Source organism: Endozoicomonas sp. ALD040 (assembly GCF_049275945.1).
Classification (GTDB): domain Bacteria; phylum Pseudomonadota; class Gammaproteobacteria; order Pseudomonadales; family Endozoicomonadaceae; genus Endozoicomonas_A.
On sequence record NZ_CP184829.1, the window covers coordinates 5305116 to 5321003 of the forward strand.

At 48.4% G+C, this 15888-nt stretch carries 17 protein-coding genes; 9 read left to right on the forward strand and 8 right to left on the reverse strand.

The genetic code is table 11. The features are described 5' to 3' along the window. Nucleotides 1-25: 25 nt before the first annotated feature. Both rimM and rpsP read right to left on the reverse strand, forming a co-directional pair. Nucleotides 26-580, reverse strand: a complete 555-nt coding sequence (rimM, locus tag ACOJUN_RS19155; RefSeq protein ID WP_422133490.1) for a ribosome maturation factor RimM — start codon at nt 578-580, stop codon at nt 26-28. Between the two features lie 79 nt (nt 581-659). Continuing rightward, a complete protein-coding gene (gene rpsP / locus ACOJUN_RS19160) occupies nt 660-905 on the reverse strand; it encodes a 30S ribosomal protein S16 (RefSeq protein ID WP_317141840.1) in 246 nt (81 codons plus the stop codon). A 565-nt stretch (nt 906-1470) separates the two neighbouring features. Between rpsP and ACOJUN_RS19165 the strand changes: the two genes are divergently transcribed. Further along, nucleotides 1471-1776 (forward strand): hypothetical protein, encoded by a 306-nt coding sequence (locus ACOJUN_RS19165; RefSeq protein WP_422133491.1) that lies wholly within the window; start codon nt 1471-1473, stop codon nt 1774-1776. On the opposite strand, the gene ffh is transcribed toward ACOJUN_RS19165, so the two are convergent. Then, nucleotides 1773-3179, reverse strand: a complete 1407-nt coding sequence (gene ffh / locus ACOJUN_RS19170) for a signal recognition particle protein (protein ID WP_422133492.1) — start codon at nt 3177-3179, stop codon at nt 1773-1775. The two genes, ACOJUN_RS19165 and ffh, sit on opposite strands and share 4 nt — an antisense overlap. 222 nt (nt 3180-3401) lie before the next feature. On the opposite strand from ffh, the gene ACOJUN_RS19175 reads away from it, so the two are divergent. The 3 genes from ACOJUN_RS19175 to ACOJUN_RS19185 all read left to right on the forward strand — a co-directional run bounded on the left by ACOJUN_RS19175 (nt 3402) and on the right by ACOJUN_RS19185 (nt 6143). Beyond that, entirely contained in the window at nt 3402-4214 is an 813-nt protein-coding gene (locus tag ACOJUN_RS19175; protein ID WP_422133493.1) for a cytochrome C assembly family protein, read from the forward strand. A 113-nt stretch (nt 4215-4327) separates the two neighbouring features. After that, nucleotides 4328-4813, forward strand: a complete 486-nt coding sequence (locus ACOJUN_RS19180; protein WP_422137101.1) for a DUF2165 family protein — start codon at nt 4328-4330, stop codon at nt 4811-4813. A gap of 76 nt (nt 4814-4889) precedes the next feature. After that, on the forward strand, nt 4890-6143 hold the full coding sequence (locus tag ACOJUN_RS19185) for an HlyC/CorC family transporter (protein ID WP_422133494.1): 1254 nt from the start codon (nt 4890-4892) through the stop codon (nt 6141-6143). Nucleotides 6144-6194: 51 nt separating this feature from the next. On the opposite strand, the gene ACOJUN_RS19190 is transcribed toward ACOJUN_RS19185, so the two are convergent. Then, nucleotides 6195-6815 (reverse strand): CoA pyrophosphatase, encoded by a 621-nt coding sequence (locus ACOJUN_RS19190; RefSeq protein WP_422133495.1) that lies wholly within the window; start codon nt 6813-6815, stop codon nt 6195-6197. A gap of 320 nt (nt 6816-7135) precedes the next feature. Between ACOJUN_RS19190 and ACOJUN_RS19195 the strand changes: the two genes are divergently transcribed. Both ACOJUN_RS19195 and ACOJUN_RS19200 read left to right on the forward strand, forming a co-directional pair. Then, complete coding sequence (locus ACOJUN_RS19195) at nt 7136-7687, forward strand: NUDIX hydrolase (protein ID WP_422133496.1); 552 nt, start codon at nt 7136-7138, stop codon at nt 7685-7687. A 32-nt stretch (nt 7688-7719) separates the two neighbouring features. Beyond that, a complete protein-coding gene (locus ACOJUN_RS19200; RefSeq protein WP_422133497.1) occupies nt 7720-9426 on the forward strand; it encodes an SWIM zinc finger family protein in 1707 nt (568 codons plus the stop codon). A gap of 2 nt (nt 9427-9428) precedes the next feature. On the opposite strand, the gene ACOJUN_RS19205 is transcribed toward ACOJUN_RS19200, so the two are convergent. Together ACOJUN_RS19205 and ACOJUN_RS19210 are read right to left on the reverse strand one after the other, a co-directional pair. Further along, entirely contained in the window at nt 9429-9743 is a 315-nt protein-coding gene (locus ACOJUN_RS19205) for an NGG1p interacting factor NIF3 (protein WP_422133498.1), read from the reverse strand. Beyond that, nucleotides 9730-10953 (reverse strand): 1-acyl-sn-glycerol-3-phosphate acyltransferase, encoded by a 1224-nt coding sequence (locus ACOJUN_RS19210; RefSeq protein ID WP_422133499.1) that lies wholly within the window; start codon nt 10951-10953, stop codon nt 9730-9732. The genes ACOJUN_RS19205 and ACOJUN_RS19210 overlap by 14 nt, the downstream gene beginning before the upstream one ends. A 242-nt stretch (nt 10954-11195) precedes the next feature. Between ACOJUN_RS19210 and ACOJUN_RS19215 the strand changes: the two genes are divergently transcribed. Genes ACOJUN_RS19215 through ACOJUN_RS19225 form a run of 3 tightly spaced genes read left to right on the forward strand, consistent with a single transcriptional unit; the run spans nt 11196 to nt 12717 of the window. Continuing rightward, nucleotides 11196-11762, forward strand: a complete 567-nt coding sequence (locus ACOJUN_RS19215; protein WP_422133500.1) for a tetratricopeptide repeat protein — start codon at nt 11196-11198, stop codon at nt 11760-11762. 2 nt (nt 11763-11764) lie between these two features. After that, nucleotides 11765-12049 carry a DUF2007 domain-containing protein gene (locus ACOJUN_RS19220; RefSeq protein ID WP_422133501.1) on the forward strand — a complete coding sequence of 95 codons (285 nt, stop codon included), beginning with the start codon at nt 11765-11767 and terminating at the stop codon, nt 12047-12049. A gap of 2 nt (nt 12050-12051) precedes the next feature. Beyond that, on the forward strand, nt 12052-12717 hold the full coding sequence (locus ACOJUN_RS19225; RefSeq protein WP_422133502.1) for an SOS response-associated peptidase: 666 nt from the start codon (nt 12052-12054) through the stop codon (nt 12715-12717). A gap of 78 nt (nt 12718-12795) precedes the next feature. Here the strand turns inward: ACOJUN_RS19225 and ACOJUN_RS19230 are convergent, their stop codons facing one another. After that, the gene (locus ACOJUN_RS19230) at nt 12796-14178 is read right to left on the reverse strand and encodes a serpin family protein (protein WP_422133503.1); all 1383 of its coding nucleotides are present in this window, start codon (nt 14176-14178) and stop codon (nt 12796-12798) included. A 75-nt stretch (nt 14179-14253) separates the two neighbouring features. Further along, nucleotides 14254-15693 carry a serpin family protein gene (locus ACOJUN_RS19235; protein ID WP_422133504.1) on the reverse strand — a complete coding sequence of 480 codons (1440 nt, stop codon included), beginning with the start codon at nt 15691-15693 and terminating at the stop codon, nt 14254-14256. Nucleotides 15694-15888: the final 195 nt, after the last annotated feature.

Sequence of the window (15888 nt, forward strand, 5' to 3'; positions counted from 1 at the left end):
TCCATGTCAGTTTCACTCATAACGGTTAAAATTCCGGATCCCAGTCAATCCGAATGAATCCTGCTTCCGGATTCACTTCCATAATCACCTGATCCAGTAACCAGGGGACCAGTCGTTCGCGTCGGTCGATGCTGCCCTTGCAGGCTTTGATGACCAATACGTCGTTGGCTCCTGTCTCCATCAGGTGGCTGGCTTTGCCCAGCAGAAGCTCCTTGCCCGCCTCGTCAGCGGTTTTCACTTCCAGACCTTCAAGCTGATGCCAGTATATCTCGTCATCAGCCAGTGGGGGCAGTTCGCTCTCAGCGATGAGGATTTCTGAGCCAGTGAACTGGCGGGCGATATCCCGGTCATCGCATCCGGCGATGTGTGCGACCAGTCCCTTGCCCTGACGGCGGCCCTGATCGACTTCAATGGTCTGCTGGCGACCATCCTGGCGCAAAATCCAGTGTTTGTAGTTCAGAATATTGGTCATGGGATTGGTGTGTGAATACACTTTCACCCAGCCTTTTACTCCGTACACACCAGTAATACTTCCGAGGACAACCTGTTTGGGTTGAGCGGTTGCTGATGCTTTTTTCACTGGTTCTGTTCCTTTTTGAGGTGGTTGTTTAAACGGCCCGGGGCTGTTCTAAACGGCTCAGGGTTGTTCAAATCTGACCTCAGGCTGCTTTGGCGTCTTTCAGCAGCTTGCTAACGCGGTCGGATACGGTAGCGCCCTGGCTCAGCCAGAACTCAACACGCTCCTGATCCACACGCAGACGCTCTTCCTGACCACGGGCAGTAGGGTTGAAGAAACCTACACGCTCGATGAAACGGCCACCTTGAGCCTTACGGCTGTCAGCAACAGTCAGGTGGTAGAACGGACGCTTTTTGGAACCGCCGCGAGCTAAACGAATTGTTACCATGGAATAATTTCCTGTAATCGTGATGTCCGGCAACGCTTATCTCTGAGGGCTCCGGGAGCCTTCAGATTCATGGAACACCGACAGTGGGCCATGAAGGGCGCATATTCTAAGGAATAACCGTCCTGCTGACAATATGCTTGACACTTATCTTGCTGCGGAAAGTCTCATGGAATGAGAGGAGGGCAGGCATTGTGAGCTACAACGACGAGCTTGTTATGACTTTTATATTGCACGCAAGTTTTAAAAAAGTCTTTTCAGATTGCCCATTCTTAATGTTATTGAAACTGTCCGGGTTGACTGAAAAGCTTGAATACCTGGTATAGGTGATGTTTGTCGTATATAAAATCGACCGTTTCCTGATCCATGAATGAGAAAGGAAAAGTCATGTTTTTTATTACGGTCGATGAAGAAATACGATTACAGCTGGTCAGTGAGGCGTTGGCACCAGGACAATTCTGGGTTCCATGCTTTCAGGCCCTGTGGGTCCCAGCGTGGGAACCCATACCTATCTCGCGTTGTAGAGTCAGCTTTTTAGGGTAGGTATGCATTCCCACGCAGAGCGAGGGTGTCGCAAAACTCTCTCCGGCGTGGGAACGCGCTGACTCCCGTCATTGCCGGCTTCATTCTCGTCATTGCCGGCTTCATTCTCGTCATTCCCGCGAAGGCGGGAATCCACAGTGACTCTCCATCAGAACAATATGCCCGGTGTCCCCCTGGCCTTGTCATCCCCGAGAAGGCAGAGATCCACCGTTGGCGCTGGATTCCGGCCTTCGCGGGAATGACGACTTCAGAGCGTGAGAACGAGCTGTTGAAGTTTTGCGACACCCTCAGAGCGTGGGAACGAGTGGTACCACTCTTCAAAAGAGCTTAGAAAGGAAACTTCTTGCCGCCGCCTGGAGTCATCATACCGCCCATGCCGCCGGGCATCTGACCTTTCATGCCACCCAGACCGCGCATCAGCTTGCTCATGCCGCCTTTCTTGGTGACTTTCTTCATCATCTTGCTCATCTGCTTGTGCTGCTTGATCAGACGGTTGATGTCCTGGATCTGGGTGCCGGAACCTGAGGCAATGCGCTTCTTGCGAGAGCCGTTCATAATATCCGGATTTGCACGTTCAGCCGGGGTCATGGAGTTGATGATTGCTTCCATCTGGACAAAAATCCTGTTGTCCATCTGGCCGGGCATGTTGGCTGGCATACCCGGCATGCCGGGGAGTTTGTCCATAACGCCTGCAAGGCCGCCCATTTTCTTCATCTGCTGAAGCTGGTCACGGAAGTCTTCCAGGTCAAAGCCTTTACCCTTTTTCAGTTTGCTGGCCAGTTTGTCGGCTTTCTTTTTGTCGAGCTTCTGTTCAGCTTCTTCAATCAGGGAGAGAACGTCACCCATGCCCAGGATTCGGGAAGCGATACGGTCAGGGTGGAAGGGGTCCAGAGCGTCTGTCTTTTCACCGACACCCATGAACTTGATTGGCTTGCCGGTAATATGGCGAACTGACAGGGCGGCACCTCCGCGTGCGTCACCATCTGCCTTGGTCAGAATGACACCGGTCAGGGGCAGCGCATCACCAAAGGCTTTGGCGGTATTGGCGGCATCCTGGCCGGTCATGGCGTCAACCACAAACAGGGTTTCGACAGGATTAATGGCACCGTGCAATGCCTGGATTTCAGCCATCATATCGCTGTCGATGTGCAGACGACCGGCGGTATCGACAATGACCACGTCAATATGCTTCAGGCGAGCTTCCTGAATGGCTGCTGTGGCAATATCAACGGGTTTTTGTTCGCTGCTGGATGGGAAGAAATCGACGCCGACTTCACCCGCCAGCGTTTCCAGTTGCTTGATCGCTGCCGGACGGTAAATGTCGGCACTGACGACCATCACAGATTTTTTGTGGCGTTCCTTGAGGAACTTGCCCAGTTTCGCCACAGAGGTGGTTTTACCGGCACCCTGAAGACCGGCCATCAGCAGGACCGCAGGTGGCTGGGTCGACAGGTTCAGCTGGTCATTGGCTTCGCCCATGACCGAAATCAGTTCTGCCTGAACAATCTTGACGAAGGCCTGGCCGGGGCTCAGGCTGGCCTGTACCTCCTGACCAATCGCCCGCTCTCTGATCCGGTTGATGAACTCTTTGACCACCGGCAGCGCAACGTCAGCCTCCAACAGAGCCTTGCGAACCTCGCGCAGGGTATCTTTAATATTGTCTTCAGACAGTTTCGCCTTGCCGGTGACGTTACGAAGCGTCTGCGACAGGCGTTCGGTTAAATTCTCGAACATCCAGTTACCTTGGAAATACCTTGAAGTAAGGTGCAAGTATGTAATTGGCAGTCATTATATCCAATCCAGCGCAAAAGGGGCAGTATCGGGTCCCGGCAGAGACAGTATTTCCACTTGATGGATGAAAACAAAGTGGTTCTTGTGTAGATTTGGACATGGCAAGCTCTGGTTTGCATCTTCCTAAGTGGCTTTGTGACGGTTTCGCCATCAGGAAAATTTCAGATGGAGGTTATAAAAGAATCAATGAATTTCATGCTCGTCAGCATCGGTGCCATCATTTTTTATGCGGTGGGAATGGTCTGCCAATGGGGAAGAATTACTGGTCGCGGTGGCGCTCGAAAGGTGGTGTTGCTGGCAACCACAGTCGGAGCTGCTTTACATGCTTTTTCGCTCTATTTTTCTATTCACACCGATAAAGGGACCAACCTTGGTATTCTCACGATCGGTTCTTTGACGACACTGATAGTCACACTGGTAGTACTGCTCAGCAGTTTGCGAAAGCCTTCTGAAAGTCTGCTGGTTACGATTCTGCCTTTTACCATCATCTCGGTTCTGGCGGACTGGCTGGCTCCGTTGGAACACATTTTTCATTCACCCACCCTGATGGTGGTGCATGTTCTGCTGTCGGTATTGGCCTATGGTTTGTTGATGGTGGCCGTGTGTCAGTCACTGCTACTGGCCTATCAGGAGAAGCAGCTGAGGAGTCACAATCAAAAGCGTCTGCTAAAAGCCCTGCCGCCCCTGCAGACTATGGAAAAATTGCTGTTCGAGTTTCTATCTGTAGGAGTGATCCTGCTGACCCTCTCGCTGATTTCAGGCTTCCTGTATATCGATAATATGTTTGCCAGTGATATGTTCCACAAAACAGTGCTTTCTCTGGTGGCCTGGGTGCTGTTTACGACACTGCTGATTGGGCGCTGGGTCAATGGCTGGCGAGGACAAAAGGCCATGCGTTGGACGGTTGCCGGTTTTGTCCTGTTATTGGTGGCTTACTTTGGCTGGCGGACGGTTGTTGACTTTATCCTGGTTAGATGAGCCTTTTCGGAGCAGACTCTGTTTCCTGCTCCTCTTAATCTCTCTTGGTACTTCTTTTTTTTTCCGGCAGCTTGAGATGTCTGTAAGTCGGTCTATTGTTTATGGCTATGAAAATGATAATAGCCACCAAGCTCAGTAAAATTTTCTTGACGGCGGCTGTTGCTCTATTTAGTACGTTGGTTGTGTTTAATAATCTGATGGACTACCAGAGCAATTACCTTTATGTCCAGCATGTGATGAGTATGGATACAACCGGGAACCATGCTCAGGCAGAATGGCGAGCAATTCATGATCCCATGGTCTGGAAAATTGCTTACAGCCTGATTATTGCTGTTGAAGCCATTATAACCCTTTTATGTTGGACGGGTGTCGCTTGTATGTTCTTCAATCTGCACGGTGAGAATTTCCATGAAAGCAAGTGTCTGGCTCTGCTGGGTTTGACTCTGGGCATCATGCTCTGGTTTCTGGCCTTTATGGGAATTTCGGGAGAGTGGTTTCTGGCCTGGCAGTCCCGCAGCTGGAGTGGTATTCAGCCAGGCTTCAGGGTGGCCACATTGTTTTTTTTGACCTTGCTCTATTTGAGTCAGGAAGAGCGATAAAAGTGTTTGGGGTTTAGAGTATGAAACGTTAGAATCAGCGCTTTCATAAACAGAATCTGAACGAGCGATTTCAGCCTTGAGCGAAGCATCTACCAGTCTTCTTTTAACCATATTGGCCCTTTTAATGTTGCTGTCGGCTTTTTTTTCCAGTTCGGAAACCGGCATGATGGCGATCAACCGTTATCGCCTTCGCCATCTGGTTCGCAAGAATCACAAAGCGGCCATGCGGACTCATAAACTGCTTGAACGCCCCGACAGACTGATTGGTGTGATTCTGATTGGCAACAACTTTGTCAATATCCTGGCTTCTGCCCTGGCCACTCTGGTGGCAGTGAGGCTCTGGGGGGATAGCGGTATTGCAATTGCTACTCTGGGTCTGACGGTGGCAGTACTGATTTTCGGTGAGGTAACACCCAAGACAGTTGCCGCGCTCTATCCTGAAAAGATTGCTTTTCCTGCCTCTTTTATTTTGACACCGCTGCTGAAACTCTTCTATCCCATGGTGGTCGTTTTAAACTGGGTCTGTGGTTTCCTGCTGAGACCTTTTGGTATCAAACCCGGTCAGGCTGCCGAGGATCAGTTGAACGCTGAAGAGCTGCGCACCATTGTGACCGACCCTGGCATGTTGTTGCCGCAGAAAAGACGGGGAATGTTGCTGGGTATTCTGGATCTGGAGAAAGTCCGGGTAGACGATATCATGGTACCCCGAAATGAAATTTTCGGAATTGATATTGACGATGACATCAAGGATATCCTGGAGCAGTTAAGGGCCTGTCAGCACACCCGCTTGCCAGTCTATCGTGGCGATGTGAACAATCTTGTGGGCATGTTGCATATGCGAAAGGTGGCGCGACTATTGAGTCAGGAAGAAGTCAATAAAGCGCTTCTCCTGCAGGAAACCACAGAGCCTTATTATGTTCCTGAAAGCACTCCCCTGCATACCCAGCTGTTTAATTTCCAGAAGTCAAAAGAGCGTGTAGCGCTGATAGTCGATGAATATGGCGATGTTCTGGGCCTGGTGACGCTGGAAGATATTCTGGAAGAAATTGTGGGTGACTTTACTACCGATGTTTCCGACTCCAGCCAGGATATTACCCCTCAGGAAGACGGCACTTACATCATTGATGGTTCTGCATCCATAAGAGATATTAACCGTTCTCTGGGTTGGAAATTACCCACCGGGGATGCCAGAACAATTAACGGTTTGATCACCGAGATGATGCAGTTTATACCGGAGTCCAGTGTCTGTCTCAAAGTAGGCGAATACCGGTTTGAGATTATGCAGGTCAAGGACAATCGAGTAAAAGCAGTGAAAATTTTCACTGCTTAACCTGAGTCACTTATTCTGTAAAATGGACTTTAACCTCAGGCCATCCGAAAGTTAGCGGTTTTGCGTAAAACTGTGGCTGGCATGGAACTGAGGGGCATCCAGTGGAATAGTGGTGTTTAATCCCACATTCAGAAATTCTACCAGCATAATGGCCGTCAATCCCCAGATCAGATATTCATCGTATTGATAAGAGGGCATGGAGTAGGTTTTATCGTTCATGCTCCAATGGTGAAACTGCAGGTTGTCCAGATTGGTGAAAAACTCCAGTGGGACGTGAAAAATGCGGTCCAGCTCTTCAATGTTTGCGCTGAGTGACAGGTTTTCCGGTACAGAACCGACGACAGGGATCACCTTGATGCCAAAGCGCGAAATAACTGGACCCATGGTGCCCAATATATGGACGGAAGCAGGGTTCAGATCAATCTCTTCCTGGGATTCTCTCAGGGCGGTCTGAATCAGATTATGATCGTCATCTTCCCGTTTGCCACCGGGAAACGCCACTTCACCGCTATGCTTGTTCATGTGCGAAGCCCTTCGGGTAAGGATTATTTCGGTGGCCTGTCCCTGGCCATTAGTCACCAGAGGTATCAATACTGCGGCTTCCGGTAGAGGAGTGTCTATACTTCTTGGCTGATGTTTGTGGAGTCTTCGTTCTATATCTGTAATCAACATATAACAAGTGAATCTCTGGCTTTCTTGGCGACATTCAGATGCTCAGAAAATATAGTGACATTGAAAAAAGGCGCCGTTGGAACATTATTGTTATCGACCTTGGGTACCAGACTGCCAGTAACACCAGGCAGAGCTAAGCTTCCGTGGGTGCAACACTAATTTTTCAGGCTTTGAAAAGATCATAACACAGATATTTTTTACGGCATGATCCATCTGGTAAAGAAATGATAAGCATTTTCTACACCAACTCTGATTCAAGTGACTTCAGGTATGAATCAGGTTAAGGTGAAGAAAGATTTTCATAGTTAGAAGGAAAAACAGTGAATTTCTGCAGTGAGTGTGGTGCGAAGGTCAGTAAGAAAGTTCCTTGTGGCGATAACCGGTTACGTGATGTTTGTGACAACTGTGGCAAAATTCACTATCAAAATCCGTTAATCGTTGCCGGTTGTCTGCCAGTCTATGAAGGTAAAGTGCTCCTTTGCAAACGCTCTATCGAACCACGCAGGGGTTACTGGACATTACCCGGCGGTTTTATGGAGCTGGGAGAAACCCTTGAGCAGGCTGCCTTGCGGGAAACCATGGAAGAGGCCGGAGCCGAGGTTACTCTGCAATCACTATATACCCTTTTTAATATTGTTCATGTGAGCCAACTCTCGGTATTTTTTCTGGCTCATCTTGATAAACCCGAATACAGCGCCGGTGAAGAAAGTGAAGCAGTGGCCCTTTTCAGTGAAGAAGAGATTCCCTGGGATCAGCTGGCTTTCAACACCATCAGTCGCACCCTTCGCCATTACTTCAGTGATCGTCAGACAGGTGATTTCCCTCAGCGGATGGAAGATATTGCCCTGCCGGGCCGTAGAGTGGCTTCCTGAATTTCAGGGGCATTTTATCAGGTTGAAGCAGCGTGAATGACAAGCCGGAAATTACCGATCAGCAGTTAGTGAAACTGGCAGGCGAGAAAGCTTTTTCCCGGGGGAAGGGGTACTACCAGGAAGGACGGGTCACAGACCTGACGATCCGGGGCCAGAGGATTTCAGCCAGTGTTATGGGCAGCGAGGTTTATCAGGTCAATCTGGTTTATACCCAGAGTGCCCTGGACGGCAGTTGTAACTGTCCGGCTTCTGATGGCATCGACTTTTGCAAACACTGTGTTGCTGTGGCTATGGTGTTGCGAGATAAAGTCTTTGTTCCCCGGGTGAAAAAAGGCGCACAGGCCACAGACGTATTGGCCGCTTATTTATTGCAGATGCCCAAAGAAGAACTGGTGGGGCACTTTGTTGAAATGATAGACGCCAGTCGTTCAGTGCGAGAGCACTGGTTGCTCAAGGCTGAAACAGCTCTGGGCATTATGGACCGAAAAACCATCCGTAAACGAATAACCGCCGCTATCCCCTACAATCGACATTACTTTAGATACGCTCAAGTCAGGCAGTATTTTGCCAATGTCGAACAGGTTCTCTTTAATCTTGAACCCCCTTTAAAAAAGCTGGCAGCTACTGATCAGTTGGCGTTGCTGGACTATGCTATGTCACGAATCGTCCGTGCGCTGGAGACAGTGGATGATTCCGGAGGTTTCAGGTTTGAGGCTGTCGCTCAGTTACAGAGGATGTATGTTGAGGCCTTTGCTTCACTGAACTGGTCTGAAGCGTCCAAGGCTCAGCATCTGTTGGAGTTGCTGCTCAAGGATGAAGATGAATGGCATGGCCGCGTCCCGGATGATTTCAGTGAAGTTATGACGCCAGAGTGTCAGAAGACTTTCCTGGAGATCGCCCGGGCTCGTTGGGATGAGTTACCCAGGCTGAAAAGTGATAACTGGCGGGATCGCCTCATTTATGACCGGTTGCTCAGTGTCCTGCAAGTCGAACCCGAACTGGAAAATGACTACAAGACATTGATTCAGCTCTATAAAAAGATTGCCATGACTGAGAAAGACTATCTGGTTATTGCGCGCTGTTATCTGGAGCTGGATGAATATGACGAAGTCCACAATTATCTTGATAGAGCTCGGCAGAGCAGTCGTTTCGGTGAATCAGCTGAGATTCATGAACTGCAACAGTTGCTGCTTTTGAAAACGGGGCGAAGCTCTGAAGCTTTGCAGGATGTTTGGGAGCAATTTAAAGAGTCACCAACACTGTCCACTTTTGAGTATTTGCAGGAGCTTTCACAAGACCTGAACAGTCAGCAAGACTGGCGGCAAAAAGCCATAGACTGGATGAAAGAGCGTGTCGTTAGTACTCAGGGGTATCTCCACCACCGTGTGTTAAACACACTGATGATGACTTTTCTTGCCGAGTCTGATCTGGAGTCGGCCTGGCAACTGGTTACAGATGCAGAACCGGATGTGGCATTGCTCTACGAGCTGAGGAAACATTTTCGGCAGGATGGAGAACGCTCTTTTGCTCTCTATGGGAAGCTGGTTGAAGCTTGTCTACAGAAAAAAACGAATAATAGTTATAAAGAGGCGGTCGAGCTAATGGCCGAGTGTCGGCAGATATTGACTGGACTGAATCAGCAGCAGGCATTCAGTCATTGGTTTGAAGAGCTGCGCGAAAAGCACAAGGCTAAAAGAAACTTTATTCGTTTTCTCGGTGAGGCGTTTCCCGGCTTTTAGACTCAGGCTCCAAGCGGCCAGCTTTCAAAGGCTGGCTCTTCATAAGGGTGTGCCGATTTCAACGCTGCAATGGCGGCTTTCAGATACTGGTCCTCGCAGATCATTTCAACCTTGAATTCCTGAACGGTTTCCAGCTTACCCTGGCTACCGATAAAAGGATCGCTGCCATCCAGCGCTCTGAACTGTCCCTGACCTAACGTTTGCCAGCAACAGTTGTCGTACTTTTCATAACGACCGGCACCCGCAGCAAAGACGGCAGTCTTCACTGATTCAAGATGACTTTCAGGGACAAAAAAACAAAGCTTATGCAAAGACATGTCGTTTTCCAGCAAAATGATTGATAACAGGATTGGCGTACATCCTCAGGAACCAGGGTTGATGAGCCTCCGGGCACTGGGTTATGCGATCATTGAAGTCTGTGACTTTATCGTCGAGCGATTCTTCCGGGCAAAACCTTTCAAACAGAGCCTCTAAAGTGCACTCTGTGACATTGGGATAGCCACTGCGGAGCCGATCAAAGGCAATCAGATTGGAAGCGAACAGATGGTAGTTTTGATGAACCTGACGATCTACCTCTTCAACAACCTGATTGGCATTTTCATACTCGTCGAACAGCGGTGTACCGAAAGCTACATGAACCTTGCCTTTGAAGCCTTCGATGCCTGTCACTATGCTTTGCAGGTCTTCTCCTTTAAATTTTTCGTAATTACCCCAGGTTTCAGTGGCGTGGAGTTCTCTGGCTTTGGCCATATCGCAGGGGTCGTATTCGTAAGCAATCGAAACCGGTACCAGGTTCATGGAGCGAATGCTGTCGGCAAAAGAGGTTTCCGCAGCCTTTCGGCTCATGTGGAGCATTTTGATGATAGCAGAGTCGGTTTTGTCGTCACCGTCTTTTGCCCGGCCTTCACTTTGAGCGATCCAGACGGGATGCCCGGTATCTATGGAGTGATGAATATAGGCTGACAGTGTCTGATAAGACCTGAGTTTTTCCCGGCGGCCTTCCACAGAGCGTTTGACGATAAAGCTTTTGTTAAGACGCATCAGGTCGCTGACAAAAGGTCTTTGCAGCAGGTTGTCACCAATGGCTATTCGAACGGTTTGCATGCCCTGTTTGTAAACAGCCAGATTGACAAAAGCCGGGTCCATGACAATGTCCCGGTGATTGGACAGGAACAGATAAACCTGCTCTTTGTTGAGCTGATCCAGTCCGGAAAAGCTGATGCCGGAAGTACTGCCTTCAATGACGCGGGTCAGGTAAGGTTCAATGACGTGTTGCAGTCCATCAATGTCATGTATGTTCTTCAGTTTGTAGCGCAATCCGATGGCTGTCAGCCAGCCTGCAATACCATTAAGGAAAGCAGGCATATCAGGGTATTGATGACGCACCAGTGCCTGAATAAGCTCACGGTCTTGCAACAGGCGGTCCAGGACGGGCCTTACTTCCTGATCGTGATAGGGGCGGATCTCTTCAAAACGTTCCATCTGTTTCGGGTGGTTGCCTTTTATAACAGCAGTGAGTGAAACCACGAGTATATAGTTATTAAAACAAAGGGTCTGTAGCCGGGTTGTGGCACTTTGTAACGGTTTGAGAATGGCTGGACGTATGAATGTTTGTTGATGTGGATTTAAATGATTATTGAGTTGGTGATAATTGAAACCTTGCAGAATTCCCTGCCTTGAGTGTGTATACTCTGCCCAATCGAAAAAATCAGTGTTTCAAAAATGAAATCATTGAGCAGTCGACTGCTCAAAATGGCTAGAGGTAATAGATGTTATTGAGTAAAAAGTGCCAGGGTGGGCTGCTGGCCATGACATTACTGTTTTCCCTGAGTGGCTGGGCTACTGACTTTTCCGGTCTGTTGAAGCGGGCCAGCTCAGGTGATGAACAGGCCGTGCTTGAAGTGGGTAGCCTGTTGGTTGCTGGTAAAGTCATGCCGCAAAATGCCAGTCAAACCCTTTCTCTGCTGGAACCTCTGGCAAACAGGGGTAATGTTCAGGCGGAACTTTTGCTGGGCAAGGCCTATCGAGAGGGTCTGGGGGGTGTAGCTAAAGATCCCAAAAAAGGTTTTGAACTGATCGAACGGGCCGCAGGTCGACAGGGCAAGAGTGCAGAGGCTCAGTATGAACTGGGGAAATCGTATTATAAAGGGGCAGGCACAGACCGCAACCTGATTGCTGCTTATATGTGGACTGCCCTGAGTCTGGAAGATTCCGAGGGGGACTTTCTGAAAGCGGCCCGTAAACAGAAGCAGGAGCTGTCTGAACTGCTCAACCCTGCCCAGAGAGCTAAAGCGAACGAGCTGGTCAGCCAGATCAGGACGGTTTACCTGAAGTAAGCTTGCTTGACGACGATAGCCGTGTTTTTATTAAAAGTATGATCAAGATATTCAGCCCTGAAAATCTCCTTGAGGCTCAATGCCTCAAGGATGTTCTGGAGAGCCATGGCATTGCCTGCCATCTGGGAGGTAGCTATCTGGCGGGTGCCGTGGGTGAACTACCCGCTACCGGTCTGCTGGCTCTCTACGTTGACGATTACGATGCCGGTCTGGCTAAAGAAATGATCGAGGATTACCTCAGGGCGTCCCCCGTTTTGGAAGAATCTGATCACATTCAGGAAGAGTGATTATGTGTGGTCGTTACACGCTGATGGCTGATCAGATCAACCTGGGGTGTCTGGGTATCCACCAGACGGAAGTCAATATTCCCTCCTATAATGTTGCGCCTGGTGAACAGGTGCTTATTGTCAAAAATAATGAGCAGGGCTGTTTTGAAACCGCGCGGGTTAAGTGGGGGCTGGTTCCTCACTGGCTGCAGGATTTTTCCAGAGCCCAGATCAATGCCAGAATCGAAACCGCTGCCGATAAACCAATGTTTCATAGTGCCCTCAGAAAGCAGCGTTGTCTGATTCTGGCCGATGGCTGGTTCGACTGGCAGAGGGTAGGGGATCACAGTCAGCCATGGTATATACGTCCAAAGTCGGGTGGTTTGTGCCTGTTTGCCGGTCTCTGGGAGAGTTATCCTGTGGACGACCAGTTGAGTTTCGAGTCCTGCGCGATTCTTACTCGTCCTGCTATCAGTGATATTACACCGCTGACTGAGAGAATGCCGGTTCTGTTGCAACAAAAACAGGCCAGGGAGTGGCTGGGTGAGCGCTATAAGACGGTTCTGGCGAGTTTGGGCAAACCGACTGAGACAGTCAGTAAACTGTCTTTTTATAAAGTGGGCAGAACGGTGAATCATGTTTCGAACAAGGGACCAGAGTGTGTGAAGAAACTGGTTGCTCGCAATTAAACGACTCCCCCGTTGCCAACGACTAAAGGTGAGAGGAGTCTTGAGGCTCCCCTTACCTGATTAATGGCTACCGGTACCCTATTCTGAAGTGCTTCGAGGATCAAGTGTCTGCCCAATAAAGAGGATTCTTTTTGTTATTTTATTATGCAATACGTAAATAAATGGTCGATTGAACTGGATGGATTTGCTCATGTCAGCCCTTCGCGATAAAGCGATGTGTGTGACAGCTGCGGCTCGGGTCCCATCTTCATTAACCTCAATTGCGCAATGTTGATGAACCATATTAATAGAAACAGCTACTAGAGTATCAGATAGCATGGCTCCTAATTCCAGGGGACTTGTAAAAAGAGGATGTAGAGGTGTTTTTCTTAAAAAATGGCTCAATTCAATGTCCGAATCAACTTTAAAGGGTGGAAGCCTGAGAGAGATTTTTGAACATGATGGACACGATTCTTCGGAGTTTAATGATGCAAATAATGCCATTATTATTTCTGCTGATATCTCATGGGGCATTATCCCTTTGGGAGGTAAAACTAAAATCATTTCATGGGCTCCCTGGTAAGGAACGGTGACTGCTTGCCAATCATTGTGATTTGCGTATTGGGAGGAGCTGATTTCATCCTCCATAAATCTGTCCAAATTGACTCTCTGGCCGTTGGGTAAAGTAAATACACCTGCTTTCCGGACATTAAAAGACCTTTCCCAAAGCCCTTTGAAGTAAATAGAATTTATCAGTGCCATGGTGGTAGCTGGCGACCATTGGTCGGCATAGCAAAATTGTGGAACCATGCCATGGGTTAACTGGCTAAATAGTTTGTTGAGCTCATTAGCAAGGCTTTCTAAAGATACACGGTCGAAGAAGTTGATGTTATCGCGAATATCGACGTTTACTTCTTTAAGTCTCTCACGATAAGTTTCCTTAACTTCAAGTTCACTGGACAAGAGCATAGTGTTCGAGATGAAGTATTCGTCCTGTGCAGAAGATGTTGCGGTTGGTGCTGCTGCAAGGGATGGCTCAGAATATTTATCTCCCAGGCAGCTTTGAAGCAATCGCCTGGTTTCTCCAGTAGCCCCCATGAGTAACGGTACCAGAGCTCGAAAAAGGCCATCAGGGGAGATAAGAAAATTTTCAGGCGTTACTTTTGCTGCCTGATTAAATACACTTATAGCAAGCTCCAAATGCCCCTTGGACTCAGCCGCCCGTGTACCAGGATCCGAATCAGGGCTTTCTGGTGTTGCCGATTGGACAGGCATTGTGTCACCTTTAAGCTTGTCGTCAGAATCTTCTTCATGAAACGCCGGGCAGGCTGAAAATTTTTCACGATCCTGATTGATGCCGCAGTTGTCATTGGTCAAAGCCCAGAGTTGTGAGGGTAGCAACAGGAAACAAAGCAAACTGACCAAGAGCAGAATGCGCCTGTGCTGCAAGGCTATATCGGGAGATTTAATTACCTGAGCCATGCTGGCACCTTATAACTTACTGATTTCAGGGGTTGTCTCAAGATGACCTTCCTGTTCACTGAACAGCTCACCTGATTAATGGCTACCGGTACCCGATCCTGAAGTGCTTCGAGGGTCAAGTATCTGCCCAATAAAGAGGATTCTTCCTGTTTCTTCATCAATCAAAAAATAAAGAAATGGTCGATTAAATTGGACGGATTTTCTATCATGTCCTCCTCTTCCAAACGATCTCGTTGTACCGGTGCGTGTGACAGCTGCGGCTCGGGTCCCAGCTTCATTAACCTCAATTGCGCAATGTTGACGAACAAAATTAATAGAAGCAGCTCGAGGATCGGATAATAGCATATCTCCTAATTCGAGGGGGCTGGTTCCTCTAAAGACGACGCCTGTAAAAACAGGACGTAGAGGTGTTTCTCTTAAATAATTGCTCAACTCCATGTCCGAATCAACTTTAAAGGGTGGAAGTCCAATAGAGATTTTTGAACATGATGGACATGATTCTTCGGAGTTTAATGATGAAAATAAAGTCATTATTATTTCTGCTGATATCTCATGGGGCATTATCCCTTCGGGAGGTAAAACTAAAACCATTTCATGGGTTCCCCGGTAAGGAACTTTGACTGCTTGCCAATGTTCGTGACTTGTGTATTGGGAGGAACTGATTTCACCCTGCAACCATTTGTCCAAAATGACTTTGTTGACGACGCCGGGTAAAGTAAATAAACCTATCATTCCGACTTGAAAAGAGTCTCTCCAAAGCGCATTGAAGTAAATAGAACTTATGAGTCCCAAGGTGGTATCTGCCGACCATTCTCTGGGGCTGCAAAATTTTGGAATCATGCCATGGGTTAATTTGCTAAATAGTTCGTTGAGCTCATCAGCAAGGCTTTCTAAAGATTTACCGTCGTCGAACCTGATTTTTTCACGAACATCGAGGTTTACTTCTTTAACTCTCCCACGATAAGCTTCCTTAATTTCAAGTTCTTCGGACAAGAGCACAGTGTTCGAGACGAAGTAGTCGTCCTGTGCAGAAGATGTTGTGGTTGCTTCTGCAGGGGATGGCTCAGAATAGTTATCTCCCATGTAGCTTTGAAGCAATCGCCTGGTTTCTCCAGAAGCCCCCATGAGTAATGGTACCAGCGATCGAAAAAGGCCATCAGGGGAGAAAAGAAAATTTTCAGGAGTTTCTTTTGCTTTTGCTGCCTGACTAAATACACTTATGGCAAGCTCCAGATCCCGCTTGGACTCAGCCGCTCGTGTACCAGGATCTGAATCAGGGTTTTCTGGTGTTACTGATTGGTAAGGCATCGTGTCACCCTGAAGCTCGTCGCCAGAAACTTCTTCATGAAATACCGGGTAGGGTGAAGATTTTCCAGGATTTTCGTTGTTGCCGAAGTGGTCATAGGGCGCAGCCCAGAGTTGTGAGGGTAGCAACAGGAAATAAAGCAAACTGACTAAGAGCAAAATGCGCCTGTGCTGCAAGGCTATATCGGGAGATTTCATTACTTGAGCCATGTTGGCACCTCGTAACTTCTCAATTTCAGGGATTGTCACAAGATGACCTTCCTATTCACCGGACAGTTGCCCTGAGGAGTGGGGAATGGAACCCGTAGTACAATATAGGATGGTTTTTTGGTGAGTGCCTGAAAAATTAAACCTGCTCAAGGGTCGAGGGAATTGACGCTGTAAAAATTAAAGATTTAATGTCTA

Coding starts and splice junctions, on each gene's coding strand:
- ACOJUN_RS19180 (WP_422137101.1), top strand. CDS start 4,328: ATGATAATAGCCACCAAGCTCAGTAAAATTTTCTTGACGGCGGCTGTT.
- ACOJUN_RS19225 (WP_422133502.1), top strand. CDS start 12,052: ATGTGTGGTCGTTACACGCTGATGGCTGATCAGATCAACCTGGGGTGT.
- ACOJUN_RS19215 (WP_422133500.1), top strand. CDS start 11,196: ATGTTATTGAGTAAAAAGTGCCAGGGTGGGCTGCTGGCCATGACATTA.
- ffh (WP_422133492.1), bottom strand. CDS start 3,179: ATGTTCGAGAATTTAACCGAACGCCTGTCGCAGACGCTTCGTAACGTC.
- ACOJUN_RS19230 (WP_422133503.1), bottom strand. CDS start 14,178: ATGGCTCAGGTAATTAAATCTCCCGATATAGCCTTGCAGCACAGGCGC.
- ACOJUN_RS19175 (WP_422133493.1), top strand. CDS start 3,402: ATGGAGGTTATAAAAGAATCAATGAATTTCATGCTCGTCAGCATCGGT.
- ACOJUN_RS19205 (WP_422133498.1), bottom strand. CDS start 9,743: ATGTCTTTGCATAAGCTTTGTTTTTTTGTCCCTGAAAGTCATCTTGAA.
- ACOJUN_RS19235 (WP_422133504.1), bottom strand. CDS start 15,693: ATGGCTCAAGTAATGAAATCTCCCGATATAGCCTTGCAGCACAGGCGC.
- rpsP (WP_317141840.1), bottom strand. CDS start 905: ATGGTAACAATTCGTTTAGCTCGCGGCGGTTCCAAAAAGCGTCCGTTC.
- ACOJUN_RS19190 (WP_422133495.1), bottom strand. CDS start 6,815: ATGTTGATTACAGATATAGAACGAAGACTCCACAAACATCAGCCAAGA.